Raw genomic sequence first — 25,269 nt, 5'->3', positions numbered from 1 at the left:
GCCACAGGGCACAACTCGACAACCCACAACGACCGACTCAACGAGCCACAGGGCACAACTCGACAAGCCACAACGACCGACTCAACGGTCAGGAGGGGGCAGAGTCACTCGGTGGCGGAGGCGCCCTCGACGACGCCGAGGGGCTCGGCGGCGATGTCGGAGCGGCGCTGGAGGCCGGCGAAGGAGATCAGGTCGGCGGCGGCGTAGGCACGGGCGCGGGCGTCTGCGACGTTGGAGCCGGTGGCGCGTACGGCGAGCACGCGCCCCCCGGCCGTCACCAGCTCGCCCCCGTCGAGTGCGGTGCCGGCGTGGATCACGTCGACCCCCTCGAGTGCCCCGGCCGAGCCGACGCCGGAGATGACATCGCCCTTCGACGACGACTCCGGGTAGCCGGCGGAGGCGAGGACGACGCTCACCGCGGCGCCCGGGCGGAACGTCGGCGCCGGGGTCTCCGCGAGGCGGCCGCGGGCGGCGGCGTACAACAGCGAGCCGAGGCCGGTCTCGAGCTGGGCGAGCACGGGCTGGATGTCGGGGTCACCGAAGCGGCAGTTGAACTCGATCACCCGCGGGCCCGATCCGGTCAGCGCGAGCCCGACGTAGAGGCAGCCGACGAAGGGCTCTCCGCGCCTGTTCATCTCGTCGAGCGTGGGGGTCACGACGGTGTCCAGGACGTTCTGGGCGAGGTCCGGTCGGGCCCATCCGAGCGGGGTGTAGGAGCCCATCCCGCCGGTGTTGGGGCCGCGGCCGCCGTCGAAGATCCGCTTGAAGTCCTGGGCCGGCTGGAGCGGGTGCGCCCGCTCCCCGTCGCACACCGCGAACAGCGAGACCTCGGGGCCGTCGAGGAACTCCTCGACCACGACCCGCCCGCAGGCGGCGGCGTGTGCGAGCGCCTCGTCCCGGTCACGGGTGACCACGACACCCTTGCCTGCCGCCAGGGCGTCGTCCTTCACGACGTACGGCGCACCGAACTCGTCCAGCGCGGCGGCGGTCTCCTCGGGCGTGGTGCAGGTGAACGCGCGCGCGGTCGGGACGCCGGCGGCCGCCATCACCTCCTTGGAGAACGCCTTGGAGCCCTCCAGCCGGGCCGCTGCCCGGGACGGGCCGAAGACGGCGATCCCTCGGGCCCGCACCGCGTCCGCGACGCCGGCGACCAGCGGGGCCTCCGGGCCGACGACCACGAGATCGGCTCCGAGCCGCTGGGCCAGCTCGGCCACCGCGACGCCGTCCATCGGGTCGACCGGGTGGAGGGTGGCGACCTCGGCGATCCCGGGGTTGCCCGGGGCGGCGTGGACCGCGGCGACGGCGGGATCCTGCGCCAGTGCGAGGGCGAGGGCATGCTCGCGGCCGCCGGTTCCGATCACGAGACAGGTCAGGGCGTTGGTCACGGTGTGCGATCCTACGGGCCGGGTGCGGTCGCGGTGGCCGGCCGGGTGGACAGGAGTGAGTCGTGGCGGCGTTCCCACGGGACGGTGGCGACTTCGGTCGCTACCGCGTCGATCGCGAACTGGGCCGTGGCGGGATGGGCGTCGTGTACGCCGCCACCGACCGTGAGCTCGGCCGGCCGGTGGCGCTCAAGGTGGTCTCCGCGGACCTGGGCGGCGCGGAGGAGTTCCTCGCCCGGTTCGCCCGCGAGGCAACCCTGCTGGCCCGGCTCGACTCCCCCCATGTCACCGCCATCTACAGCTACGGGGAGCACGAGGGGAACCCCTACATCGCCACCCAGTTGGTGCCCGGCGGAGACCTCGGCGCCCTGCTCGGCCAGCGCGGCCCGATGCCACCGCAGACTGCCGCCGCGGTGTGCGCACAGATCGCCGACGCACTGGCCGACGCCCATCGCGCCGGCGTGATCCACCGCGACGTCAAGCCGAGCAACGTGCTGTTGCGCGACCCCAACGCCCTGCAGCCGCACGCCTACCTGTGCGACTTCGGCATCGCCCGGGGGGAGAGCGACGGTCTGACCCAGGACGGGTCGGTCACCGGCACCTGGCGTTACCTCGCCCCCGAGTGCGGGCTGGGCGCCCCCGCCTCCCCGCGCTCGGACATCTATTCGCTCGGGTGCCTGCTGTGGGCGACACTGACCGGGCGGGCGCCCTACTCCGGCAGCGACGTCGAGGTCGCGCTCGCCCACCAGCGCGCCCCTGTCCCGCAACTGGTCGAGCAGGACGCGTTCAGCACCCTCGCCAATCACGTCCTCCGACTCACCCTGGCCAAGGATCCCGCCGGGCGGTACGCCGACGCAGCCGCCCTGCACACCGACCTGACCGCCCTCGCCGGGCTGCGCAGCACCGGGATCACCGCCGGCGCCGCCATCCCGGGGCCGCCGCCCGGCTCCCCTCCGCCGTATCCGCCGCGCACGCCTCACGCCCCGGCCACCCCCGGCACCCCGGGCACCCCCGTCCTCCCTACAGGGGGTCCGACGCCCGCAGCCCCTCGACGCCGTACCGGCCTGATCGCCGCCGCGGTCGCCCTGGGATTGGTGGTCGTGGCCGGCGCCGGCACCGCCCTCGCAGTGACCCGCCCCTGGGAGAACACCCCGTCGGCCGGCGAGCCGTCCGGCCCCTCCACCGCCGAGACCGGCGCCGCCGGCAGCACCGACGGCTCGGGCGACTCGGGCGGCACCGACAGCGAGTCGGGCGACGGTCCGGTCACCGGCGACCTGGACGGCGACGGGCTCGGCGACATCCGGCTCAGCAGCGAGGTCGGTAAGACCCTGCGCTCGATCACCGCACTGTCCGACGGCAGTACCTTCACCGCCCAACCGGCGAGCGCGCGACCCAACGGCTCGCGCCAGGACGCCAACGTCGCGGAGATCGGCGGGGACTTCGACGGCGACGGCAGCACCGATGTACTCGTCGAGTGGCGGGGCCCGCGCAAGCCCACCCCCGAGATCACCCTGATCGGCTCTGCCGCCGAGGGTCGCTACACCGGCACCCTGAGCGGCGGGGCACGGGTCGACACCACGGTGACCACCCCGGGCGAGCGCCCGCAGACGCTCACCCTGGTCGGCGACTTCGACGGTGACGGACTCGACGACCTCGCCCTGACGGACTGGCACTTCGACGACACCCGGTGGACGGTGTCGATCGCACGCAGCACCGGCCACGGCTTCGCGAAGCCGACCGCACCGATCGCCCTGCCGGGCACCGGTGAGGACACCACCCTCCGGGTGGGCGATCTGGACGGCGACGGGCTCGCCGACCTGGTCAACTCCACGGACATCAACGGCGACGCGGATGGCGGCGAGGTGCTCGTCCCCCTGCGCAACACCGGCGACGGCTTCGAGGAACTCCGCCAGGGACGAGTGAACGACTACCTGACCGAGGTCCTCACCCTGGACACCGACGGTGACGGCAGCGACGAGGTGGTCGGCATCAGGGAGTTCCTCGGCGACTCGCGGATCTTCCTGGCCCGGTTCGAGGGAGGCAGGCTCACCCGGGCCGTCCCGGCCGGGTCCCTCACCGACTTCCAGGAGGACACCGACGAGTTCACCTACGCCGTCAGCGACGTCGACGGCGACGGCATGGACGACGTGGTCCGACTCGGCGCTCCGTACGACGGCAAGCAGGTGTTCGCCGCCACCGCGTTGTCCACAGGCACCTCCTTCGCGCCGCCGCAGACCTGGGGCCAGTGGCGGCAGCCGATCGGCAACTCCTTCTCCTTCCGCGCTCTCGGGATGCCGGCGCTGTGAGTGCCCACCTGGTCGCGGGGCAGCTCCTGGGCGACTACCGCATCGAACGGGCGATCGCGGTCGGCGCGATGGGCGCGGTCTTCGCCGCCACCGACCTGCGGCTGGGCCGGCCGGTGGCGGTCAAGGTGCTGCGCGGCCACCTCGGCTCCTCCGACCGCTTCCGGGAGCGCTTCCGGCGCGAGGCCGCCGTACTCGCCCGGCTCGACTCCCCGCACGTCATCGCGATCTACGACCACGGCGAGCTGGACGGCTCGCCGTACCTCGTCACCCAGTTGGCCGCGGGAGGCGACCTGGGTTCGCTGGTGCGCAGGGGCGGGCCGCTGCCCCCCGGGACCGCCGTCGAGGTCGCCGCCCAGGTCGCCGATGCTCTCGTCGCCACGCATTCGGTCGGGGTGGTCCATCGGGACGTGAAGCCCGCCAACGTGCTGCTCCGCACCCCGCCGGTCCAGGGCCACCTGGTCCGACCCCACGTCTATCTGTGCGACTTCGGCGTGGCCCGGACCGAGAGCTCCGGGCTGACCACGGCCGGCTCGATCACGGGCACCTGGAACTATCTGGCTCCCGAACTCGGTCGCGGCGAGTCCGCCACTCCGGCCAGCGACGTGTACGCCGTCGGCTGCCTGCTCCACGAGGCGCTGACCGGCCGGCCGCCGTACTCGGGCTCCGATGTGGAGGTGGCGATGGCCCATCTCGACCGGCCGGTGCCGCAGCTACCCGGCCAGGACCCGCTCACCGAGGGTCTCAACCGGGCCCTGGCCCGATCCATGGCGAAGTCCCCCGAGCATCGGCACGCCTCGGCGGCGGAGTTGCGCGCGGACCTGCGGGCGCTGCTCGGCGGCCCCCGGGACACCGGCACCATCCCGGGCCCACCGGCCACCACCGGCCAGGTGCCGCGCGGACGGCGCCGGGTGCCCTGGATCGCCGGAGCGGCCGCCGTGGTGGTCCTCGCGGGCGGCCTGGTGGCGTGGCGCTTCCTCGGCGACGGCGCAGGCGGGGACCCCTCCCCGGCCGGCACCACGCCCACCCAGCCGGGGACCTCGGCGGCCGTCGCCCGGGCCGTGGCGGGGGATGTCACCGGCGACGGGCTCGGCGACGTCGTGGTCACCGTCGACAGCGACCACGTCCGGGTGTTCCCGTCCACCGGAGCCGGGTTCGGCGAGGCCGACGACCGGCCAGATGTCAGCGCCACGCTCACCGGTGACGTGGACGGCGACCAACGGCTCGACCTGATCGACATCAGCGGCGACAACGCCGAGATCGATGCGGACATGCTCACCGCCGACGGCTGGTCGCGTGCCTTCCTGCGCGGCCCCGACGGCACCGAACGCGCCGACGGATCCTTCTCCGCGGACGTGGACGGCAACGGGCTCGACGACCTGGCCATGATCACCGAGTCCGGCGGGTCCGTCCACGTCACCGGCATCCTCGCCCGGCCCGACGGCAGCTGGTCCGAATCCGCGGAGTGGCTCACCCTGAGCCCCGGCGATGAGACCGTGCGGATGCTCGCCGCCGACCTCGACGGCGACGGCAGCGACGAGATCGTCCGGGTCCAGCGCACCGCCGAGAACACCACCGCGCTCCGGGTGTGGCGCTTCGACGGCACCACCCTCGCCCCGCTCGGCGACGGCGCACGGGTGCCGCTGCCCCAGGGCGCCTACTCCCACGATGCCTCCACCGCCGGCGACCTCGACGGTGACGGCGTCGACGAGGTCGTGATCATCGCCGGCACCCACGCGACCGCCCTCCACTGGAGCGATGCGGGCTGGGAGACGACCGGGCTGACCGCCTCGATCGGCGAGGACGGGTACGTCGACGGCGCGGGCGTGAGCGACGTCGACGGCGACGACCGGGACGATCTGATGATCCTCACCCGCCTCGAGGAGGGCTACCGGATCGACGCGTGGCGCTCCACCGGGGACGCCGTCGAGGCCGACGACGCCTACCGGGTCTCGCTGCCCCGCGTGAGCAGTTCGCGGCTCCTCGGACCCACCGATTCGGGCTTCTACTCCTGAGCCGGCCCGGGGCTCGATCCGCCTCGCGCCCGTGTTCGGGCCGATCGCTGGGATCCCGGCCCCGGGCCGGCCCGGGGTTCAGACCAGGTCGTGCAGCACGATCGTGGCGGCCCGGGAGGGCCCCACACCGATGACCGACATCCGCGATCCCGAGATCGACTCGACGTACTTCACGTACGCCTGGGCGTTGGCCGGCAGTTCGTCGAAGCTGCGGCAGTGCGAGATGTCCTCGCTCCAGCCGGGGAGGTACTCGAGGATCGGGGTGGCGTGGTGGAAGTCGCTCTGGTTGACCGGCATCTCGTCGTGGCGGACGCCGTCGACGTCGTAGGCCACGCACACCGGGATCTGCTCCAGTCCGGTGAGGACGTCGAGCTTGGTGAGCACGAAGTCGGTGACGCCGTTGATGCGCGCGGCGTAGCGGGCGATGACGGCGTCGTACCAGCCGCAGCGGCGGGGCCGACCCGTCGTGGTGCCGAACTCGCCGCCCGCCTGCCGCAGGAACTCGCCCGACTCGTCGTGCAGTTCGGTCGGGAACGGCCCCTCGCCCACCCGGGTGGTGTACGCCTTCACGATGGCGACCACCCGGGTCAGCCGCGTCGGCGGGATGCCCGACCCGGTGCAGGCGCCGCCGGCGGTCGCCGAGGACGAGGTGACGAAGGGGTAGGTGCCGTGGTCGATGTCGAGCATGGTGGCCTGTCCCGCCTCGAGGAGCACGGTCTCCTCCCGGTCCAGCGCCTGGCTCAGCAGCAGCCCCGTGTCACACACCATCGGGGCCACCCGGTCGGCGTAGGAGAGCAGCTCCTCCACGACGGCGTCGACGGTGAAGCCGCGACGGTTGTAGACCTTGGTGAGCAGCTGGTTCTTCAGGTCCAGGGCGCCCTCGACCTTCTCGCGCAGGATCTTCTCGTCGAACAGGTCCTGGACCCGGATCCCGATCCGGTTGATCTTGTCGGCGTACGTCGGCCCGATGCCGCGACCCGTCGTCCCGATCTTCCGCGAACCGAGGAAGCGCTCGGTCACCTTGTCGAGCTGGCGGTTGTAGTCGGCGATCACGTGGGCGTTGGCGCTGATCCGCAGGGCCGAGGTGTCGAGCCCCCGGGCCTCGAGCGCGTCGATCTCCTCGAAGAGGACCGTCAGGTCGATGACCACCCCGTTGCCGATCACCGGAGTGACCTCCGGCGAGAGGATCCCGCTCGGCAGCAGGTGGAGGGCGTACTTCTCCTCGCCGATGACGACGGTGTGTCCCGCGTTGTTGCCGCCGTTGAACTTGACGACGTAGTCGACCTGCCCGCCCAGCAGGTCGGTGGCCTTGCCCTTGCCCTCGTCGCCCCACTGGGCGCCGATGATCGCGATCGCTGGCATAGGTGCTCTGCTCCTCGTGTTCGGACGGAGTCCCTCCGCCGCCCGTGGCGACGGCTGCTCGACGCACTGTTTTCCTGTCCAGAAACGCAAGAAACCCCGGCAAGCAACCGGGGCTCTTGCAACGGCACGCTACCAAACCGGGCGGCCGGGAGGCTCTTCTCGACGTCCACCCCGGCGCCCGCGCCGGTCAGTCGTCCTTGCCGAGGGTCCGGGGACCCATCCCCTCGTCGTCGATCCAGTCGCTGCCGTCGTCCCACAGATCCTGGGCGAGGCCGCGCTCGTCGTTCTTGCCCCGGCGTCCGCCACGTCCTGCGGCACCGCCGGAGCCACGGCCCGCACCTCGGCCGCCGCGAGCTCCCGCGCCGGCACCCGCCGCCCGCGTGCCCCCGCCTCCGGCCCCACGACCCGTGCCACGACCTCCGGCAGCACGCGCGCCGGCACCGGCACCGGTGGCCCGGGCAGCACCCGGTCGGGCCTGGCTCCCGGACCCGACCACGCCCGGCCCACCCGCGCGTCCGCTCGCGCCGAGCGCACGCGCCGGCAACGGACCGGCCGATCCACCTGCCGTGGGAACGGCGCCGGGACCGCCGATGACCGGGGGCGGCAGTGCCGCCGGCGAACCCGGCGCACCCCCGAGCGGAGGAGTGCCCGGCGAGGGCACCGAGGGAGACGAAGGGGCCACCGGCGGGGTCGGCGAGGGGGACGGAGGGGCCTGGGGCGTGCCTGGGCCCGGGCCCTGCGGGACTCCCCCACTGGGCGGCGGCGTCGGGTCCACCGGCGGATTCGGCGCCCACGGCCCCGGGGAGGTCGGCTGGTTCGGCGTCGGCTGGCTCGGGGTCGGCTGGTTGGGCGAGGGGTGACTCGGGGTCGGCTGGCTCGGAGTCGGCTGGTTCGGCGAGGGATGACTCGGGGTCGGCAGGTTCGGGGTCGGCGAGCCCGGTCCGCCGCCGTTCCCCGTGTACCCGGGCACCTTCACCTCGGCATCCGGGATCCCGTGGATCTCCTTCATCAGCCGCTCGCTCTCCTGATAGTTCTCGGTGAGCATCAGGTTGGCCTGGCGCGCCTTCTCCTCCTGCGAGGCGATCGCCGCGTTCCGGGAGTCGTTGCCGCGCTGCCACGCCAGGTGGCGCCGGTGGAACGCGTCCGGGTCGTCCTTCTCCTGGGAGTTCATGCTCGGCTCGGGCGAACTGGCCGGGATGGCACCCAACCCGTCGCGCGTCGTACGCGCTCGCCGGATGGCATGCAGAGAGATCTGGATGGCCTGAGCGCCCTTGTTCAGGCTGCGGATGTGCTCCTCCATCTCCTGCGCGGTCTTGCGCAGGAGTTCCGCGGCGGGCTCGGCCACCTTGTCACCCACGGGGATGTCTTTGGCCGCCTTGCGCAGCGCCGCGGGCACGGGGTCGCTGGCGGTGGCGAGGTTCTCCCAGTCGCCACTCGCGCCGGAGAATCGGTCCGTGTCGGCACCGTTGAGGTAGTTGGTGAGTCGCTGACGCTCGGGGGTCTCACTCATGCCTGGGTCTCCTCACCGGAGTCGGTGGTGGTCGCGGGAGCTCCGTTGCCGGTCGGGGTCCCGTCCCCACCCGGCGCGGCGGGGTCGGTGGGCGGCGGGTTCTGGCCCGGAACGCCGTCCGGGTACTCGTCGTCGAAGCCGTAGTCCGGATTGGTGAGCGACGCTTCCATCTTCTGGATGCGCGCAAGATCCTGCTGCGCCGTCTCGTCGGTCACCTTCACGTCATCGCGATAGCGCTCGGTGGTCGCCCCCACCTGGCGCAGCGTGTCGGCCAACATGGAGACCATCTCCAGGGTCTTGGCCCGCGCCAGCGACTGATGGAAGGCGAAGGACGTGCCGGCCTCCGACCCCCCGACCTGGTTGGAGTAGATCTCCCGGATGAGGGTCTCACCCTTACTCGAACCACCGTCGACGGCGCCGGCCAGGTCCAAGATCGCCGCGACGAACCTGTCGACCTCGTCTTCGTCCATGTTGACGACAGGACCGGCCAAGCCGGTCTTGATCGCGCTGATATCGCTGGCGAAAACCATCGGTGCCTCGCAGTCCAGGGTTCGTCGAATCGTCCAGCGCCGTTTCTACCCGTGCCGAACCGTCTCAAACCTGCCCTTCTCCCCCTCTGATACGGGGTTCCCGGGCCGGTGGGAGGCTGCTCGCCCCAACGACCCGCTGGGCTACGCTCCCCGCGTCCACATCCCGGCTCCACGCTCGAGGAGATCTCGGTGCTCCACCCCTCCGCCGCCCGTCGGCTGGCCCCGCTCGTGCTCGTCGGGGCGCTGCTGCTCACCACCGCCGCCTGCGACGACAGCGAGCCGACGTCCTCCCCGGAGCCCGCCGCGTCGTCCACCGCGTCGAGCCCGAGCAGCAGTCCCACGCCGAGCGTCCAGCCCGCCGCCGGCCCGGTGATCGACAGCCGCGCCCTCACCGTCCGCCTGCCCCGGGGGTGGAGGAAGTCCACCATCGTGCCCACCCTGAACCAGTCCGGCACGGATCCAGCCACGCGGGACCGGCTCAGCGTCGGCTTCCCTCCGTACTGGGGCGACCCCGAGCCCCTTCCGAAGCAGACCCGCACGGCGACCCGGCGCCTGAAGAAGGTTCCCTCCTACACAGGGGGCATGCGGGTGCTCGACCCGGTCACCGTCGCCGGCGTACCGATGTACCACATCACCTTCCGCGGCGATCCCGGTCTGGACGTCTACGACGGTGAGGAGTACGGCGCCCAACTGCCCAACGGGCAGATGGTGATGTTCTTGTTCTACTGGACCAAGGACGCCACGTCCGAGGCCGAGCGCGAGCAGCTCAGGCAGAGCATCTTCGCCACCATCCGCTGGAAGGGCTTCACACCCTGACCGGGTGATGGCCGGCCTCGAACGACCCTCAGCCGAGCGGGGAACGCTCCCGCTCACCGCCTCGTCGCTGCACCGCTCGCATCACCGCGTAGCAGAGCAGGATGAACACGGACACGCCCGCGGTCGCGAGGAGCTGATCCCGGGCGGCGGGGTCGGTGAGCATCAGCCCGGCGAGGCCGACCAGCGCGGCCAGGGTCAGCCAGGTGAGTCCCGGATAGCCCCACATCCGCAACCGCATCGACTCCCCGCGGGCGGCCGCCTCCGCCTCCAGGCGGGGCCGCAGGCGCAGCTGGGAGACGGTGATGAGCAACCAGACCACGAACAGCGCGGACCCGACGGCGTTGAGCAGGATCGAGAGGAGCGACTCGGGCAGGCGCCAGTTCAGCACCACCGCGACCACGCCGAAGGCGACCGAGACCAGCACCGCGACCCACGGCACGCCCCGGGAGGACACCGCGGTGGTCGGGGCGGGCGCGTCGTGTCGCTTCCCCAGCGAGAAGAGCATCCGTGAGGTGCCGTACAGCTGCGCGTTGAAGGAGCTGAGCAGCGCGAGCGCGACCACGACCTCCATCAGGCGGGCGGCGCCGTCGAGGCCGGCGAGCTCGAGCACGGAGACGAACGGCGAGGCCAGCGCCTCGCTGTCATCCCAGGGCACCAGGGCCACGATGATCGCGACCGAGCCCAGGTAGAAGAAGAGGATGCGCCACAGGATCGTGCGGGTGGCGCGCGCGACGGCGTCCCGCGGGTCCCTGGCTTCGGCAGCCGCGATGGCGACGATCTCGATGCCACCGAAGGCGAAGGCCACGGCGAGCAGACCCGCCGCGATCCCGGACCAGCCCTCCGGCGCGAACCCACCGTGTGCGGCCCAGTCACCGAGCACGCTGCCGCTCACGGGGATCACGCCGAGGATGATCAGGACACCCACCACCAGGAAGGCCACGATCGCTGCGACCTTGATCATGGCGAACCAGAACTCCGCCTCGCCGAACTGCCGGACGCCGATCAGGTTGACCCCCCCGAGCACCGCCACGACCACCGCGGCGACGACCCACTGCGGGACAGCCGGCCACCAGCCGGACACGATCGCGGCCACTCCGGTGACCTCGACGCCGAGCACCATGATCAGCATGAACCAGTACAGCCAGCCCAGCAGGAACCCGGCCCATCGGCCGAGCGCCACCTCGGCATAGGTGGAGAAGGAGCCCGAGGCGGGGATCGCGGAGGCCATCTCGGCCAGCATCCGCATCACCAGTACGACGATCGCACCGGCGATGGCGTAGCTGACCAGAACGGCGGGGCCGGCCGTGCCGATCGCCTGACCCGACCCCAGGAACAGTCCGGCGCCGATCGCGGACCCGAGCCCCATCAGGGTGAGGTGCCGCGGCTTGAGCCCGTGCGCGAGCGACTCGTCGGACAGTGCCCCGCCGGTGACCGTCGCGGGGCCTTGTGGTGTCTTCACGACCGATCACGCTAATCAACCGGGCAGGTCAGCACCGCACGCGCGCACCTATGGCGAGCATCACACCCGGGGTCTCGCCCGGCCGACCACGATCTTCCCGCCGCCACCGGGCGGATGTGCGGACCAGCGTGCCGGAGCGGTCAGAGCCAGCCGCGGCGCACCGCCTCGCAGCCGGCCTGGAATCGGGACTCGGCACCCAGCTCGCTCATCAGCTCGGCGACCCGGCGTCGCACGGTCCGCAGGCTCACCCCGAGGCGCCGGGCGATCTGCTCGTCCTGAGCGCCCTCGGCCAACTGTTCGAGCAGGAACCGGCGGACGTCGGGACGGCCGTCGGCCCGCTCCAGTTGTGCGACCGGCGCCGCCCGGGACCAGTACTGCTCGAAGAGCATCGTCAATGCCTCGACGATGCCGCGCTGGCGGATGATGCAGCGGGCACTGTCGGCGTAGCCCAGGGGCTCGGGGATCACCGCGTGGGAGGTGCCGATGATGAGCATCCGGGTCGGCAGCTCCGGCAGGATCCTCACCTCCTCACCGGCCTCGACCCTCGCCGCCAGCACCCCCGGGGCCTCGGTCAGGATCCGCACCGGGTAGAGGGCCCGGGATCGCCGTCCCGCCTCCACGGCACCGGCCATGAGTTCGAGCATGTCGATCTCCCACGGCTGCTGCCACTGGTCGGGGCGCAGCCACATCAGGTCGCCGGGGCTGTGGGTCACCAGCCGATCCACGATGCTGGGAAGCGGCCCGTCCTTGGTCACCTCCCCGTCGAGCGGCTCCACGTCGCTGACCAGGCCGGCGAAGGGCCGGGCGCTGGCACCGGCGAGGTAGGGCATGGCCCGGGCCACCTCCTGGATCCGGTGATGGGCCGCCGCGGCATCGGCCGCGGTGTCGCTCAGCAGCCGGCCGACCACCTCCGCGGGCACCGCCACCCGCACCCGGGTGCCGTCGTACCGGACGACGTTGCGCTCGAGGAGGGGCTCCAATTGCCGGCGCAGGTCCTCGGGGTCCAGGTTCAGCGCCAGGCTGAGGTCGGTCAGGTTCAGACCGGACTCCGGAAGGAGCCGCTCGTAGAGGCGGCCGGTCTCCACGGAGAACCCGAGCGCGGTCATCAGGGACTCGCCGGCACGCGTCATGCGGCCAGCCTAGGGAATGGCTGCCCGCAAGCAGATGGTGGCCGCTTGCTGCCATTGGCATGTCGTTCTCGTGCCCGCGCGCGACTTCCTTGGAAGGATGCTCACCGGCAGGAGCCGCCGTCTCGGGGGGCGGGGTTCCGGCCATGGCGGGCGCCGGGTCGTGACAGGGGACGATCCCGGCGCCCGCACTCCTCTCCCCACGGCCGGCTCCGATACTGTGACCGCTCGGAGCGTCGCCTCATCCTGAGACCGCTCCGGCCCGCACGGCCAAGCAGCGAGCAGGAGCAGAGAAGATGCCACGAGGCAAGGGCGAGGCCCTCGACTGGGTGACCCGGGCGGCCGACGACGTGATCCGGCACCACGAGCGGTTCGGCTCCGGTGACGTGATCACCTGCGCCTCGGGCGCCTCTCCCTCCGGCCCGATCCACCTCGGCAACCTGCGCGAGTTCATCACCCCGCACTTCGTCGCCGAGGAGCTGCGCCGGCGCGGGCACGCCGTACGCCACCTGCACAGCTGGGACGACTACGACCGGTTCCGCAAGGTCCCGGCCGGGGTGGATCCGTCCTGGTCCGAGCACATCGGCAAGCCGCTGACCGGGGTTCCCGACCCGTGGGGCTGCCACGACTCCTGGTCCACCCACTTCAAGGCGCCGCTGCAGGCCGCGCTCGCGGAGATGGGCGTGGAGATGGAGGAGATCTCCCAGACCGAGCGCTACCGCGCCGGTGCCTACCGCGAGCAGATCCTGCACGCGGTCCGCCACCGCGACCGGATCGAGTCCGTGCTGGCGACCTACCGCACCAAGCCGGCGGCGAGCAGCGAGGACGCGCAGGAGGCCGCCGCCCTGGCCGAGTCGGTGCTCGCCGAGGACGAGGCCACCGCGGGCGAGGGCGACCTGGCCCGGTTCCCGTTCAAGCCCTACTGCCGCGAGTGTGGTCGCGACACCACCACGATCACGTCCTACGACGACGACTCGACCGACCTCGGCTACACCTGCGACGCCTGCGGGTTCGAGGGCGTCACCAACCTGACCACGCAGAGCGAGGGCAAGCTGGTGTGGAAGGTCGACTGGCCGATGCGCTGGTCGGTCGAGGGAGTCGACTTCGAGCCCGGCGGGCTCGACCACTCCACTCCCGGCTCGTCGTACACCGTCGGCAAGGAGCTGGTGAAGGAGATCTTCGGCGGCACCGCGCCCTCCTACGTGGCCTACGCGTTCGTCGGGTTCGCCGGCATGCAGAAGATGAGTTCCTCCAGCGGCGGCGTTCCGACCCCGGCGGACGCGCTCCAGGTCCTGGAGGCGCCGATCCTGCGCTGGCTCTACGTACGTCGCCAGCCGAGGCAGGCCTTCACCATCGACTTCGGCCCCGAGGTCGTGCGGCTCTACGACGAGTGGGACGCCCTGACCCGCAAGGCCGCAGACCCCGCCAAGCGCGACGCCCAGGTGCTCGCCTTCGAGCGCGCCATGGCGACCTCCTCGGCCGGCACGCTGCCGACGCCCTCCAGCGTCGTACCCTTCCGGCTGCTGTCCTCGGTCGCCGATGTCACCGCCGGGTCGGCCGAGCTGATCAGCCGGATCGTCGGGGACGCCGGTCACCCCCACGAGGCGGTCGCCGACCTCGAACCACGGTTGACCCGCGCGATGACCTGGATGTCGGAGTACGTCCCCGCCGAGGAGCGCACCACCGTGCGCTCCGATCCCTCGGCCCGCCTCGCCGAGCTCACCGCGGACGAGGCCCGATGGCTCTCGCTCCTCCTGGAGCACCTGCCCGACCATCTCGAGCTCGACGCCACCACGGCACTCATCTACGGCGTCCCGAAGCTGGCGCACGGGCTCACCCTCGAGGACAAGCCGACCGAGGAGGTGAAGGCCGATCAGAAGGCCTTCTTCAACCTGCTCTACCGGCTGCTCGTCGACGCCGACCGCGGTCCGCGGCTACCCACTCTGTTCCTGGCCCTCGGGGCGGACCGGGTGCGACCGCTGCTCACCCCCGCCTGAGCGGCCGGCCGGGCGCCACGGGCCGTGGCACCGGGACCCGGGAACCGGGGTCAGCCACCCACGACCGGCTCGGGCGCAGGAGCGACCGCGGCGGACGGGGCACGCACGTCCCTGATCCGGCTGACCAGCAGGGTGAAGCCGAGCACGGCGACGAGCAGGACCAGGGTCCAGGCGGTCCAGCTGGTGTGATCGGCGATCCGCGGCGCCAGCAGCACCGATGCGAAGACGAACAGCCGGGTGAGCAGGTGGTTGAACCCCCAGGCGGTGCCCTGAAGATCGGGATGGATCTCCTCGGCGTGCTGGGAGAAGCTGGCCATCCATGGACCGAACGCGGCACCCAGGAAGATCCCGACCCCGAGCAGCACGCCGGCCACCAACACGGGTGCCACACCGGGGCCCTGGCGCAACAGCACGACCAGTGCGACCAGCATGACGGAGGCGCCGACGCCGGCACCCACCATGAACCGGGCGCGAGCCTGCTGCTGATCCGACCACCGCGCGGCCACCAGGCTGCTGATCAGGTTGGCGAACCAGAAGGCCATGATCACCAGGGACGCCGTCCGCACGTCGAGGCCGAAGGCCTGCTCGGTGATGACCTGACCGTAGGCGTTCATGGTGCCGAGCAGAAGGTAGAGCAGTGACATCGCCAGCACGTGCTTCCAGATCACCGAGTGGCGCAAGAGCCGGCGGACGCCCGGATCCTGCAACGGCGCGTGCTCACGGCGTGCCTGCTGGTCGCTGAGCCGGATCTCGCGGCGTACCGCCGGCGAGAGGTCACGCAGGCACAGCGCCACGACGATCGACCCCACGATGGAGACGCCGCCCATGATCAGCAGCTGCGACTGCCACGCGTGAGCGAACCACGACAAGGTGGCCGCCGCGACGCCGGCCGCGACGAAGTTGGCACCCACCGGCCCCCAGGACCAGAAGGCGAAGGCCTGCGCCCGACCGATCCGCGGGGTGAAGTCGCGAACCAGCGGTGCGGTGCCGGCGGTCGCGATCGCCTCGACGAAGGCGAGCAGGATGCGGGCACCGGTGAACTGGATGACGTTCTCCGAGGCGGCCATGGCGAAGCAGGCGATGCCGGACAGGAACAGGAACGGCACCAGCAGACGGACCCGTCCGAACCGGTCCACCAGCCGCCCGCCGTAGTAGCCCGCCACCGCGCCCACCATCAGCGAGGCCGCCGTGATGAGGCTGTAGACCTTCAGGCTCATCCCCAGGTCGTCCAGCAGCAGCGACAGGATCGGCGCCAGCTGCCCCTCGTAGGCCGTGATGAACATGGCGAGGACGACGACGGCGAGCAGCCGCCGACGGCGCGCCCCGGTGGGGTACTCCGTCAACACGCGACGATGGGGCAGCATGACACTCCTAGTGGGACACATGATCCATTTCTGAACTCGATGTCCCGAAACGTATGTCGAGTGCGCCCGATCACACAAGCCCCCTGCCCGAGGCCTACTCCGAGGATGACGCGCCCGTCGGGTCGACGCCGGTCGCCCACATCCGACCGAAGCGACTCAGGTCCGCCAACATCCCGGCCACCTCCTCGAGTGGGATCGGCGCCGCCTCCTCCTCCAGCCACCAGGTGAGGACGGCGACCTGCTCCCCCACCCAGGCGCGTGCCACCACCCGGAGATCCAGCCTGGGCTCGAGCCCCTGCTCCTCGACCCTCCTCTCGAAGGTGCGCAGCGTCGCTTCGCTCAAGTCGTCGCGCAGCCGAGTCAGGGCGCGACCATCGCCATCCCCGCGCAAGACGACCCGATAGGCGTCCCGGTTGTCGAGGGCATGCTGGAACAGTGCCACCAGTGGGCGACCGGTGAACCCACCGGTCTCGCGCACCTCGGGAGTCAGTCGCTCCTTGAGTTCGGCGAGCAGAGCGGCCACGACGTCGTCGTAAAGCGCCTGCTTGTCCCGGAAGTGTGCGTAGAAGGTGGCCCGGCCAACGTCGGCACGTTCGCTGATCTCGTCGACCCGGAGGTTGGCGTACCCCCGTTCCAGACTCAGCTCCACGAGCGCGCGCCGGAGCGCACTGCGGGTACGGCGGGTGCGGCGATCGTCGACCTGTGGCATGGGGAGTTTGTAGCAGAGTCTTGACCCGTGACCATTACTAGACATAGCGTCCAGAAACTTGCACGGAGTAGATCTAGACCTGGAGAACGAAGTGAACCTGGGCCAGTACCTCAGCCGCACCGCGGCCTATCAGCCGGAGACGACCGCGCTCGTGTGCGCCGACCGTCGGTGGAGCTACGCGGAGCTGGAGGAGCAGTCCAATCAGCTCGCCTCCGCGCTGCTCGACAGCGAACTCCGTCCCGGCGACGCCGTGGCCACCTTGGCAGGGAACCTCGGCGAGCTCGTCGTCGTCGAGATGGCGCTGTGCAAGGCGGGGATGCTCCGGGTGCCGATCAGCGAGCGGCTGGCCCCGGCCGAGATCGAGCACGTGCTGCGGGATTCCTCCAGCCGGGTGCTCCTGGTCGACGACCGCAACCTGGAGATCGCCGAAAGACTGCTGGGCGGCCCGGTCTCCGGGTGTCGGTTGGTGCGGCTCCAGGGCGAAGGTGAGGAAGCCCTCGCCGGGGTGATCTCCACCGGTCGCCCCGATCCGGTCGCGGTCGAAGTATCCCTGGATGCCCCGGCGGTGCTCAACTTCACCTCCGGTTCGACCGGCTCCCTCAAGGCCGCGGTACAGACCGTCGGCAACCGACTGGCCAACATGCGCAAGGTCGCGATGAACTCCCGGGGCGGCGCTCCCGGGCAGGACGTGTACCTGGCTCCGGGCCCGATCACGCACGCCAGCGGGATGGGCATCTTGTCCTGCTTCTTCCGCGGCTCGACCGTGGTGGTACTGCCCTCCTTCGACCCGGACTCCTACCTGGCGACGATCGAGCGGGAGCGGGTCACGACCACCTTCCTGGTGCCGGTGCTGCTCAACCTGGTGCTCGCCGCGCCGTCCGCTCGCACCACCGACCTGAGCAGCCTGCACTCGGTCACCATCGGAGGCGCCCCTATCAGCCCGGCCCGGCTGCGCGACGCCGTCGAGCTGTTCGGTCCGATCGTGGCCCAGGGCTACGGCCAGGGCGAGACCACCAGCGCGATCACCTTCCTGCACCCCGAGGACATCGTCCGGGGGATCGACTCCGACCCCGAGCTGCTGCTCTCCTGCGGCCGACCCGTCTACGACACCGAGGTGCGCGTCGTCGACGACGAGGGCACCCCCCTGTCGGTCGGCGAGGTCGGCGAGGTGGTCGCCCGCGGCCCGGACTGCGTGCGCGAGTACTTCCACGCCCCCGAGGCCACTGCGGAGACGTTCAAGGACGGCTGGGTCCGAACCGGCGACCTGGGGAGGTTCCGCGAAGACGGCTTCCTGTTCCTGGTGGACCGGAAGAAGGACATGATCGTGTCCGGTGGCTACAACGTCTATTGCTCCGAGGTCGAAGCCGTCCTCTATGACCACCCCGCGGTCTACGAGGCCTGCGTCTTCGGCGTCCCGTCCGAGCAGTGGGGCGAGACCGTGAAGGCCTGCCTGGTGCGGCAGCCGGGCGCGGATGTGAGCGAGGACGACCTGGTCGAGTTCTGCGCCGCGCGTCTCTCCCGGGTGAAGCTGCCCCGGATCATCGAGTTCCTCGACTCACTCCCACGCAATCGGAACGGCAAGATCGACCGCCGGGCCCTGCGCGAGCGCGACTGGGCCGGCGCCGAGCGACGGGTCGGGTGAGACGGCGATGAGCTTCTCACTGCGGCCCGAATACGGCGAGGACCCCGAGCTCGCCGTGCTGGTCAAGCGGCTGCGCGAATACCTGCACGGCGAACTGGCCGACTATGAGCACGAGCACGGCCTGACCCACCGCTCCGTCCTCACCCGCGACCTCCTGGAGCCGGTGTGGCGGCGCAGCCGCGAGCTCGGCTTCTACGGCATCCACCTGCCCGAGGCGCTCGGTGGGGCCGGGCTCTCCTACACCGCGCTGGGCGCGCTCAAGGAGGAGGTTGGTGCGTCCGGGCGGGTCCTGTCGACCAGCGTGCTCGGCGACATGGGCGGACCGCTGCGGGTCGGCTCTCTCTTCGACATCGCCACCCCCGCACAGATCGAGACCTACCTGCGTCCCGTGGTCGAGGCGGAGCGGGCCTGCTGCTTCTCGATGACCGAGGACGACGCGGGCTCCGACGTACGCCGGATGACCACCACGGCGACCCGGGTGGAGGGCGGCTACCGGATCACCGGGAAGAAGGTGTTCAGCACAGCCGGCACCTTCGCCGACTTCGCACTGGTGGTGGCCCGAATGGCCGGCCAGGAGGAGGCCTACTCCGCCTTCCTGGTGGACTTGGACCGCCCCGGCGTCCGGGTCGAGGACGGCGCCCTGCCGCTGACCGGCCAGAACATCGAGAGCGACGTCGTCCTCGACGACTGTTTCGTCCCCGCGGAGAACCTGCTGGGCGAGGAGGGCCAAGGCCTGCGGATCGCGCTCGGCAGGGTCACCGCCAACCGGCTACTGCACTGCCCCACAGCGCTCGGCAGCGCCCGGCGGGTGATCGCGCTGACCCTGCGCCACGCTGCCCAGCGCCCGGTCAGCGGCGGTCTGCTCCTGGAGAAGCAGGCCGTTCAACACATGCTGGCCGACATGGTGACTGAGTTCCAGGCAGCCCGAACGCTGACTTACGACGGCCTGCGCGCCCTGGACGCCGGCGAGCGACCCCGGATCGAGTCGTTCATGGCCAAGCTGTTCGTCGGGGAGAGTGCCTTCCGCATCGCCGACACGGCGATGCAGCTGCACGGCAAGGCAGGGATGGTGCTCGGCGCCGAGGTCGAGCGGATCTGGCACGGTCTGCGGATGTTCCGCGTCCTCACCGGCGCCTCGGAGATCCAGCGCAACGGCATCGTGCGCGAGCTGGTCACGCACCTCGGCGAGCTGGACTGACCTGCCTCGGCATCCTGCGCTCGGGGGCGGGTAGCCCGTGCGCCACCGCCCACCGCAAACCGCCCACCGCTGATCCCCGGCTGCCGACCGGACCACCGCCGTGACAGGGGTGCCCCGGAGGCACCCACCGACGCGCCGGCCCCGTCGCCGTGCAGGTCAGCCGAGCAGGGCGTCGTACGCCGACTCCGAGCTGTCCCGCAGGAAGGTGGAGCAGCGCTCCCACTCCTCGGTCTCGCCGATGTCGCGGGCGGCAGTGGCCAGGAGCGCCAGGCAGGTGAGGAACCCACGGTTGGGCAGGTGCTCCCACGGCACCGGACCGTGGCCCTTCCAGCCGTTGCGGCGGAGCATGTCCAGGCTGCGGTGGTAGCCGACGCGGGCGTAGGCGTAGACGGTCACCTCGTCGGCGCCTTCCTCCCGTGCCTCGCTCGCCAGGGCCGCCCACGCGGCCGGCGAAGCCGGGTGTCCGCGGACGACGTCGATCGGCCTGGCGCCGTCGGCGAGCTCGTCGCCGGCGGGGTCCTCGGGCAGGTGGGTGGGCGGCGGGCCGGCCATCAGGTCAGGGAAGCTCATGACCACATTGTCGCCGTGCTCGCGACGCTGTCGTACCCAGGGTGTTGACTAAGCCGGTGAGCCAACCCCGCGAGTCCACCGATGTCCGAGCCTGGGCCGCCCTCGCGGCGCTCTGTCTCGGTTTCTTCATGATCCTGGTCGACGTCACGATCGTGACGGTCGCGACCCCGCACCTGATGCAGGATCTGGACGCCGACCAGAACGCCGTCCTGTGGGTCACCAGCGCCTATCTGCTCGCCTACGCCACGCCGGTGCTCATCACAGGCCGGCTGGGCGACCGGTTCGGTCCGAAGCGGCTCTACCTGATCGGCCTCGCGGTCTTCACCCTGGCCTCACTGTGGTGCGGGCTCTCCGGCAGCATCGAGATGCTGATCACCGCCCGCGTCGTCCAGGGGCTGGGCGCGGCCATGCTCAACCCGCAGACGATGGCCGTGATCACCCGGATCTTCCCCGCCGAGTCCCGAGGCCAGGCGATGGCCCTGTGGGGCGCCACTGCCGGTGTGGCGACCCTCGTCGGGCCGATCCTCGGCGGCGTCCTGGTCGACGGACTGGGCTGGGAGTGGATCTTCTTCGTCAATGTGCCCGTGGGCGTCGTGGGCCTGATCGCGGCGTGGCGGTGGGTGCCCGACCTCCCGACCCATCCGCACACCTTCGACTGGCTCGGGGTCGCCCTCAGCGGAATCGGCCTGCTCGCCCTGATCTTCGGGATCCAGAACGGCGAGCAGCGCGGCTGGGACGCGGTCACCTGGGGGCTGATCGCAGGCGGGCTGCTGGTGCTGGTGGCCTTCGTGGTCTGGCAGGCCCGCAACCAGCGCGAGCCGCTCCTCCCCCTGTCCCTGTTCGGTGACCGAAACTTCGCCGTCTCCAGCTTCGCGATCGCCTGCATGGGGCTGACGGCCACCGCGATGGGATTCCCGCTGATGCTCTATGCGCAGTTGGTGCTCGGCTACAGCGCGACAGAGGCGTCCTTGTTGATGGCGCCGATGGCGATCGTCTCGCTGGTCCTGGCGCCGGTGGTCGGGCGGCTCATCGACCGGGTCCACCCGCGACCGCTGACCGCCTTCGGGTTCGGGGTCTCGGCGATCGCGCTGTTCTGGCTAGCTCTCGAGCTCGGCCCCGACACACCGGTCATCGAGCTGCTGTTGCCGATGGCCGTGTTCGGTCTCGGCTCGGCGTTCATCTGGTCCCCGCTCGCTGCCACCGCGACCCGCAACCTCCCGATGCACCAGGCGGGAGCGGGCTCCGGGGTCTACAACGCCACCCGATTGGTCGGTTCGGTGATCGGGTCCGCCGCCATCGCGGCCCTCATGGACGCCCGGCTGATCGCCCAGGGCATCACCTTCGAAGGCAGCGCGGAGACCCCCGGCGCGAGCCTGCCGGCCCAGCTGTACGACGGATTCAGCACCGCCATGTCGCAGACGACGCTCCTGCCCGCCGCTGTCCTGGTGGTTGGATTCGTCTCGGTGCTGTTCTTCGTGGCGCCCCGCCACTTCGCCAAGACGGTGACGGGGCCCCACGAATCCGACGACGCGCCGATCAGTCCTGGATCGGGGCCCGCGGAGCCATCTGGTCCGGAGCCGGGGTCCCGCCCTCGGCACTGACCACGGCGGCGTCCGGCACGCCGGCGGCCCGCTGCTCGGGCACCTCCACCCCGGGCCGGCGAAGCACCGGGCCCTCGAAGAAGAACGAGGCGACCAGGAAGGCGACCAGGCCGCCGATGCTCACGAGGATCCAGGAGCGCCAACTGCCCGCATCGACGACGAGCGGAGCCGCCACGAGGACGACGACCCCGATCCCCCGGGTGATGAAGGAGAACATGCCCCAGGCCAGCCCCTGGAGTCGGGCGTCGATGTCCTCGGTGTTCTCGGAGTAGTTGGCCATCCAGGGGGCGTAACCGACCGCGAGGCCGACCCCGACCAGCAGCCCGGAGGCGGCCACGGCACCGATGGACGCCGAGTCCGGCGTGGCCATCACCACCGCCAGCCAGGCACACCCGATCATCGCGACGAAGGTGCCGCAGAGCGAGAAGACCCGGCGCAGCTGGAGCCGGTCGGAGATCCAGCCGGCGAGCACCAGCGTGCCGATGTTGCACACCCAGTAGAGCATCATCATCTGGGAGGCCCGGGCGGCGCTGTAGCCGAAGGTGTCCACCAGCAGCGTCTGACCGTAGAGGGACAACGTCATGTAGATGATCAGCCACAGGGCGATGCCGATCATGTGCGCCCACATCTGCGGGCGGCGGAACAGCGTGGCGGCCCTGGGCGGTTCGTCGGTGACGCTCTTGCCGAGTGAGGCCTGCTCGCTGTGCTGGACGCTGGCCCGCAGTTCGGGCGACAGGTCGGCCACCGTCATCATCACCGCGATCGAGACGACCAGCGAGATGCACCCCTGGATGATCATCTGCGACTGCCAGGCGTTGTTGAACGCCGTCAGGGTGATACCTGCGATGAAGGCGGCCAGGAAGTTCGCACCCACCGGGCCCCAGGTCCAGAAGGAGAACGCCGTGGCCCGACCCATCCGCGGCGAGAAGTCACGCACCAGCGGCGCCGTCGTCGCCAGGGCCATGCCGTCGGCGAAGGACAGGACCATCCGCGCCACGAAGAACTCGGTGGGGTTGTTGACCAGAGCGGTGGCGAAGCAGAGGAAGGCGCAGACCATCATCAGCGGGATGAGCAGCCGGACCCGGCCGACCGTGTCGGTGAACTTGCCACCGATCAGGCCCGAGATCGCGCCCATCACGGCCGCGACCGCGGAGACCGCGCCGTACGTCGTCAAGCTCATGCCCAGGTCGTCGCGCAGCAGGGGCACGATCGGCGCGATCGCGCCCTCGTAGGAGCAGATCAGGCAGGCCAGCACGGCGGCGGCCAGGATCCTCCGCCGGCGTCCGCCGGTCGGGTAGGTGTCGAGCGTTCGTACGTAGTCCCAGGCCATCGGCCCTCCTCGAGGTGACGTCGGTGTCCCCCACCGCAACAGCGGATCGGGCATGTGACCCAGGCCACACTCCCGATCCTGGCTAACTAGAGCCCCGCTCTAAAACTTTTGTCAAGACCCTTGACGGGCGAATTGAAGACCCTTTCAATTTGTGACGTGGGTCGCACTGCAGGAGCCGATGCGACGGTCACCCGGCGGAGACTGCTGCGGGCGGCCGCCGATGTTTTCGCTGCCCGCGGCTACGACGGCGCCAGGGTGGCCGACATCGCCCGCCGCGCCGGATTGAGCAACTCCGCGATGTACGCCTACTTCGGGTCCAAGGTCGATCTGCTCAAGGGGGCGCTCCGAGCGCACGGTCCCAATCGGCTGGCCGAGCTGGTCGCCGACGAGCCGGCCAGGCCGATCACGGACCTCCTGCTGTCCACCGGTCGCGAGCTCCGCCGGCGGCGGGACGCCGACGGCTACCTGGTGATCGAGGCGCTGGCCGCCGCCCGCCGGGAGCCGGAGCTGGTCGAACCGGTGCGCGACTACGTCCATGACCGGGCCGAGACCCTGGCCACCCTGGTGCGCGAGGGCCAGGCCCGCGGCCAGCTCGACCCCGACCTGTCCCCCGACACGGTCGCGCACTTCTGCCTCGCGCTCGGCTTCGGCACCGCCCTGCTGAACCCCGAGCTCCATGACGTCGACGACGAGGCGTGGACCGGCCTACTGGCCCGCCTGGTGAGTTCGATCGTCCCCGACCGCGACCCGACCGCGACCGCTGCGGCCGACGTCCCGGTCTCCCGCCCCGCCCCGGCCTCCACGTCTCGGAGCCGTGGCACCCCCGATGCTCCAACCGAAGGGACCACCGCATGACGCTGCGCATCGACGAGACCCTCTGCCACGGTCACGGCCGCTGCTACGACCTCGCCCCCGAGCTGTTCGGTGAGGACGAGGAGGGTTACTCCACCTTCACCGAACTCACCAAGGACGGCGAGGTGCCTCCGGAGTACGCCGCCAAGGCGCGTCTCGCCGCGGAGAACTGTCCCGAGTCCGCGATCACCTTCAAGGAGGAATGATGACCGTCGACGACCGCTTCACCCAGGACCACCGGGACCTCCGGGTCGACCCGGACGACGTCGTGCGCAGCGAGGTGATCACCGGTCCGGTCGAGGACTGGACCACCGACTTCTCCCACACCGAGCCTGAGTACGCCGAGCGTGCCCCGGAGATCTGGGACGACCTCCGCGGACGCTGCCCGGTCGCGCACACCGAGCGTTTCGGTGGCGCCTGGCTGCCGACCCGCTACGAGGACGTCGCCGCGATCGCCTACGACACCGACCGGTTCACCTCCCGCGCGATCATCGCCAGCAACTTCCGGCCACCGAAGACGACCGCGCCGATCGGGGGCTCCCCGCCGATCTCCTCCGACCCGCCGTTCCACCACGACGCGCGCAAGCTGCTGCTGCCGGCTTTCACCAAGACCAAGACGGCCAAGCTGGAGGACGCCACCCGAGCGTTCTGCCACGGGCTGATCGACGACTTCGGCGACCGTGAGGTGGTCGACGCGGCCGCCGAATACGCCCAGCACATCCCGATCCGGGTGATCGCGGACATGCTCGGCTTCCCGCCCGAGGACGGCCCGGAGTTCACCCGCTTCGTCAAGAACACCCTCGAAGGGATCAACGACGACCACGACGACCGGGAGGTGCAGAGCGATGACCTGTTCGACTACATCTTCGAGCAGATCCGCGACCATGTCGCCAACCCGCGCGACGACCTCACGACGCACCTGATCAACGCGGAGTTGTACGGGCAGAAGCTCGAGCCCATGCACGTCGCGGGCACGATGGTGCTCCTCCTCATCGCCGGCATCGACACCACCTGGAGCGCGATCGGCGCCTCCCTGTGGCACCTCGCCCAGACACCGTCGGACCGCGCCCGCCTGGCCGCGGAGCCGGAGCTGATGAAGACCGCGATGGAGGAGTTCCTCCGGGCCTATGCCCCGGTCACCATGGCGCGTCTGGTCAAGGACGACATGGAGTTCGCCGGAGTGAAGATGAAGGCCGACGACTGGGTGTTGCTGCCCTTCCCGGCCGCCAACCGGGATCCGGAGCACTTCGAGCAGGCCGACGAGGTCATCATCGACCGCGAGGTCAACCGGCACGCAGCCTTCGGGCTCGGCATCCACCGCTGCGTCGGCTCGCACCTCGCCCGGATGGAACTCAAGGTCGCCCTGGAGGTCTGGATGGAGCGCATCCCCGAGTTCACCCTCGCCTGCCCCGAGGGTGTCGCCTGGTCCACGGGTCAGATCCGTGGACCCCGCGCCCTGCCGCTCAGGCTGGGCTGATTCCTGGATCGGGGCGGCGTACCTG

20 protein-coding genes are annotated in these 25,269 nt (G+C 71.1%); 10 read left to right on the top strand and 10 right to left on the bottom strand.

Annotation, left to right across the window (positions count from 1 at the left end):
- Nucleotides 1–104 precede the first annotated feature (104 nt).
- A complete protein-coding gene (gene purD, locus G515_RS0104625; RefSeq protein ID WP_036554462.1) occupies nt 105–1,373 on the bottom strand; it encodes a phosphoribosylamine--glycine ligase in 1,269 nt (422 codons plus the stop codon).
- A 74-nt stretch (nt 1,374–1,447) separates the two neighbouring features.
- Between purD and G515_RS22490 the strand changes: the two genes are divergently transcribed.
- Both G515_RS22490 and G515_RS22485 read left to right on the top strand, forming a co-directional pair.
- Nucleotides 1,448–3,688, top strand: coding sequence for a serine/threonine-protein kinase (locus tag G515_RS22490; RefSeq protein ID WP_051217878.1), 2,241 nt, complete (start codon nt 1,448–1,450; stop codon nt 3,686–3,688).
- Nucleotides 3,685–5,700 (top strand): protein kinase domain-containing protein, encoded by a 2,016-nt coding sequence (locus G515_RS22485; RefSeq protein ID WP_051217877.1) that lies wholly within the window; start codon nt 3,685–3,687, stop codon nt 5,698–5,700. The genes G515_RS22490 and G515_RS22485 overlap by 4 nt, the downstream gene beginning before the upstream one ends.
- A 78-nt stretch (nt 5,701–5,778) precedes the next feature.
- Here G515_RS22485 and G515_RS0104610 read toward each other — a convergent pair whose 3' ends face one another.
- From G515_RS0104610 to G515_RS0104600, 3 genes are all read right to left on the bottom strand, one after another.
- The gene (locus tag G515_RS0104610; protein ID WP_028659213.1) at nt 5,779–7,062 is read right to left on the bottom strand and encodes an adenylosuccinate synthase; all 1,284 of its coding nucleotides are present in this window, start codon (nt 7,060–7,062) and stop codon (nt 5,779–5,781) included.
- Nucleotides 7,063–7,249: 187 nt separating this feature from the next.
- Nucleotides 7,250–8,572: a hypothetical protein gene (locus tag G515_RS0104605; protein WP_028659212.1), complete on the bottom strand. Its 1,323-nt coding sequence runs from the start codon at nt 8,570–8,572 to the stop codon at nt 7,250–7,252.
- Nucleotides 8,569–9,102: a hypothetical protein gene (locus tag G515_RS0104600; protein ID WP_028659211.1), complete on the bottom strand. Its 534-nt coding sequence runs from the start codon at nt 9,100–9,102 to the stop codon at nt 8,569–8,571. The genes G515_RS0104605 and G515_RS0104600 overlap by 4 nt, the downstream gene beginning before the upstream one ends.
- 189 nt (nt 9,103–9,291) lie before the next feature.
- On the opposite strand from G515_RS0104600, the gene G515_RS0104595 reads away from it, so the two are divergent.
- Nucleotides 9,292–9,918: a hypothetical protein gene (locus tag G515_RS0104595; RefSeq protein ID WP_028659210.1), complete on the top strand. Its 627-nt coding sequence runs from the start codon at nt 9,292–9,294 to the stop codon at nt 9,916–9,918.
- Nucleotides 9,919–9,946: 28 nt separating this feature from the next.
- Here G515_RS0104595 and G515_RS0104590 read toward each other — a convergent pair whose 3' ends face one another.
- Together G515_RS0104590 and G515_RS0104585 are read right to left on the bottom strand one after the other, a co-directional pair.
- A complete protein-coding gene (locus tag G515_RS0104590) occupies nt 9,947–11,377 on the bottom strand; it encodes an amino acid permease (protein WP_051217876.1) in 1,431 nt (476 codons plus the stop codon).
- Between the two features lie 140 nt (nt 11,378–11,517).
- Nucleotides 11,518–12,507: a helix-turn-helix transcriptional regulator gene (locus G515_RS0104585; protein WP_028659208.1), complete on the bottom strand. Its 990-nt coding sequence runs from the start codon at nt 12,505–12,507 to the stop codon at nt 11,518–11,520.
- 293 nt (nt 12,508–12,800) lie between these two features.
- Between G515_RS0104585 and lysS the strand changes: the two genes are divergently transcribed.
- Nucleotides 12,801–14,501, top strand: a complete 1,701-nt coding sequence (lysS, locus tag G515_RS0104580; RefSeq protein WP_028659207.1) for a lysine--tRNA ligase — start codon at nt 12,801–12,803, stop codon at nt 14,499–14,501.
- 50 nt (nt 14,502–14,551) lie between these two features.
- On the opposite strand, the gene G515_RS0104575 is transcribed toward lysS, so the two are convergent.
- Together G515_RS0104575 and G515_RS0104570 are read right to left on the bottom strand one after the other, a co-directional pair.
- Nucleotides 14,552–15,847 carry an MFS transporter gene (locus G515_RS0104575; RefSeq protein ID WP_245565266.1) on the bottom strand — a complete coding sequence of 432 codons (1,296 nt, stop codon included), beginning with the start codon at nt 15,845–15,847 and terminating at the stop codon, nt 14,552–14,554.
- Nucleotides 15,848–15,959: 112 nt separating this feature from the next.
- Complete coding sequence (locus G515_RS0104570; protein ID WP_028659205.1) at nt 15,960–16,574, bottom strand: TetR/AcrR family transcriptional regulator; 615 nt, start codon at nt 16,572–16,574, stop codon at nt 15,960–15,962.
- 91 nt (nt 16,575–16,665) lie between these two features.
- On the opposite strand from G515_RS0104570, the gene G515_RS0104565 reads away from it, so the two are divergent.
- Both G515_RS0104565 and G515_RS0104560 read left to right on the top strand, forming a co-directional pair.
- On the top strand, nt 16,666–18,216 hold the full coding sequence (locus tag G515_RS0104565; protein WP_028659204.1) for a class I adenylate-forming enzyme family protein: 1,551 nt from the start codon (nt 16,666–16,668) through the stop codon (nt 18,214–18,216).
- A gap of 7 nt (nt 18,217–18,223) precedes the next feature.
- On the top strand, nt 18,224–19,414 hold the full coding sequence (locus G515_RS0104560; RefSeq protein ID WP_028659203.1) for an acyl-CoA dehydrogenase family protein: 1,191 nt from the start codon (nt 18,224–18,226) through the stop codon (nt 19,412–19,414).
- Nucleotides 19,415–19,570: 156 nt separating this feature from the next.
- Here the strand turns inward: G515_RS0104560 and G515_RS0104555 are convergent, their stop codons facing one another.
- The gene (locus tag G515_RS0104555) at nt 19,571–19,984 is read right to left on the bottom strand and encodes a DUF3151 domain-containing protein (RefSeq protein ID WP_028659202.1); all 414 of its coding nucleotides are present in this window, start codon (nt 19,982–19,984) and stop codon (nt 19,571–19,573) included.
- Between the two features lie 56 nt (nt 19,985–20,040).
- On the opposite strand from G515_RS0104555, the gene G515_RS19505 reads away from it, so the two are divergent.
- Nucleotides 20,041–21,585 (top strand): DHA2 family efflux MFS transporter permease subunit, encoded by a 1,545-nt coding sequence (locus tag G515_RS19505; protein WP_281168279.1) that lies wholly within the window; start codon nt 20,041–20,043, stop codon nt 21,583–21,585.
- Here the strand turns inward: G515_RS19505 and G515_RS19500 are convergent.
- Entirely contained in the window at nt 21,521–22,915 is a 1,395-nt protein-coding gene (locus G515_RS19500) for an MFS transporter (protein ID WP_051217875.1), read from the bottom strand. The two genes, G515_RS19505 and G515_RS19500, sit on opposite strands and share 65 nt — an antisense overlap.
- A 156-nt stretch (nt 22,916–23,071) precedes the next feature.
- Here G515_RS19500 and G515_RS19495 point away from each other — a divergent pair, with 156 nt between their 5' ends.
- The 3 genes from G515_RS19495 to G515_RS0104530 are packed head-to-tail and all read left to right on the top strand — an operon-like array spanning nt 23,072 to nt 25,244.
- Entirely contained in the window at nt 23,072–23,770 is a 699-nt protein-coding gene (locus G515_RS19495) for a TetR/AcrR family transcriptional regulator (protein ID WP_211220947.1), read from the top strand.
- Nucleotides 23,767–23,973, top strand: coding sequence for a ferredoxin (locus G515_RS0104535; protein ID WP_028659201.1), 207 nt, complete (start codon nt 23,767–23,769; stop codon nt 23,971–23,973). Before G515_RS19495 ends, G515_RS0104535 begins: the two co-directional genes overlap by 4 nt.
- Nucleotides 23,973–25,244: a cytochrome P450 gene (locus tag G515_RS0104530; RefSeq protein WP_028659200.1), complete on the top strand. Its 1,272-nt coding sequence runs from the start codon at nt 23,973–23,975 to the stop codon at nt 25,242–25,244. Before G515_RS0104535 ends, G515_RS0104530 begins: the two co-directional genes overlap by 1 nt.
- The last annotated feature ends 25 nt before the right edge of the window (nt 25,245–25,269 follow it).

The sequence above is a fragment of the Nocardioides insulae DSM 17944 genome, from assembly GCF_000422825.1.
GTDB lineage: Bacteria > Actinomycetota > Actinomycetes > Propionibacteriales > Nocardioidaceae > Nocardioides > Nocardioides insulae.
Note: the sequence above shows the minus strand (reverse complement) of the source record. Positions and strands in the feature narration are given on the sequence as shown.

Bases quoted from the DNA above. Each gene is read 5' to 3' on its own strand.
- G515_RS0104585 (WP_028659208.1), bottom strand. From the start codon at position 12,507: ATGACGCGTGCCGGCGAGTCCCTGATGACCGCGCTCGGGTTCTCCGTG.
- G515_RS0104555 (WP_028659202.1), bottom strand. From the start codon at position 19,984: ATGAGCTTCCCTGACCTGATGGCCGGCCCGCCGCCCACCCACCTGCCC.
- lysS (WP_028659207.1), top strand. From the start codon at position 12,801: ATGCCACGAGGCAAGGGCGAGGCCCTCGACTGGGTGACCCGGGCGGCC.
- G515_RS0104605 (WP_028659212.1), bottom strand. From the start codon at position 8,572: ATGAGTGAGACCCCCGAGCGTCAGCGACTCACCAACTACCTCAACGGT.
- G515_RS0104530 (WP_028659200.1), top strand. From the start codon at position 23,973: ATGACCGTCGACGACCGCTTCACCCAGGACCACCGGGACCTCCGGGTC.
- G515_RS19500 (WP_051217875.1), bottom strand. From the start codon at position 22,915: ATGGCCTGGGACTACGTACGAACGCTCGACACCTACCCGACCGGCGGA.
- G515_RS0104560 (WP_028659203.1), top strand. From the start codon at position 18,224: ATGAGCTTCTCACTGCGGCCCGAATACGGCGAGGACCCCGAGCTCGCC.
- G515_RS0104570 (WP_028659205.1), bottom strand. From the start codon at position 16,574: ATGCCACAGGTCGACGATCGCCGCACCCGCCGTACCCGCAGTGCGCTC.
- G515_RS0104535 (WP_028659201.1), top strand. From the start codon at position 23,767: ATGACGCTGCGCATCGACGAGACCCTCTGCCACGGTCACGGCCGCTGC.
- G515_RS0104610 (WP_028659213.1), bottom strand. From the start codon at position 7,062: ATGCCAGCGATCGCGATCATCGGCGCCCAGTGGGGCGACGAGGGCAAG.
- G515_RS0104600 (WP_028659211.1), bottom strand. From the start codon at position 9,102: ATGGTTTTCGCCAGCGATATCAGCGCGATCAAGACCGGCTTGGCCGGT.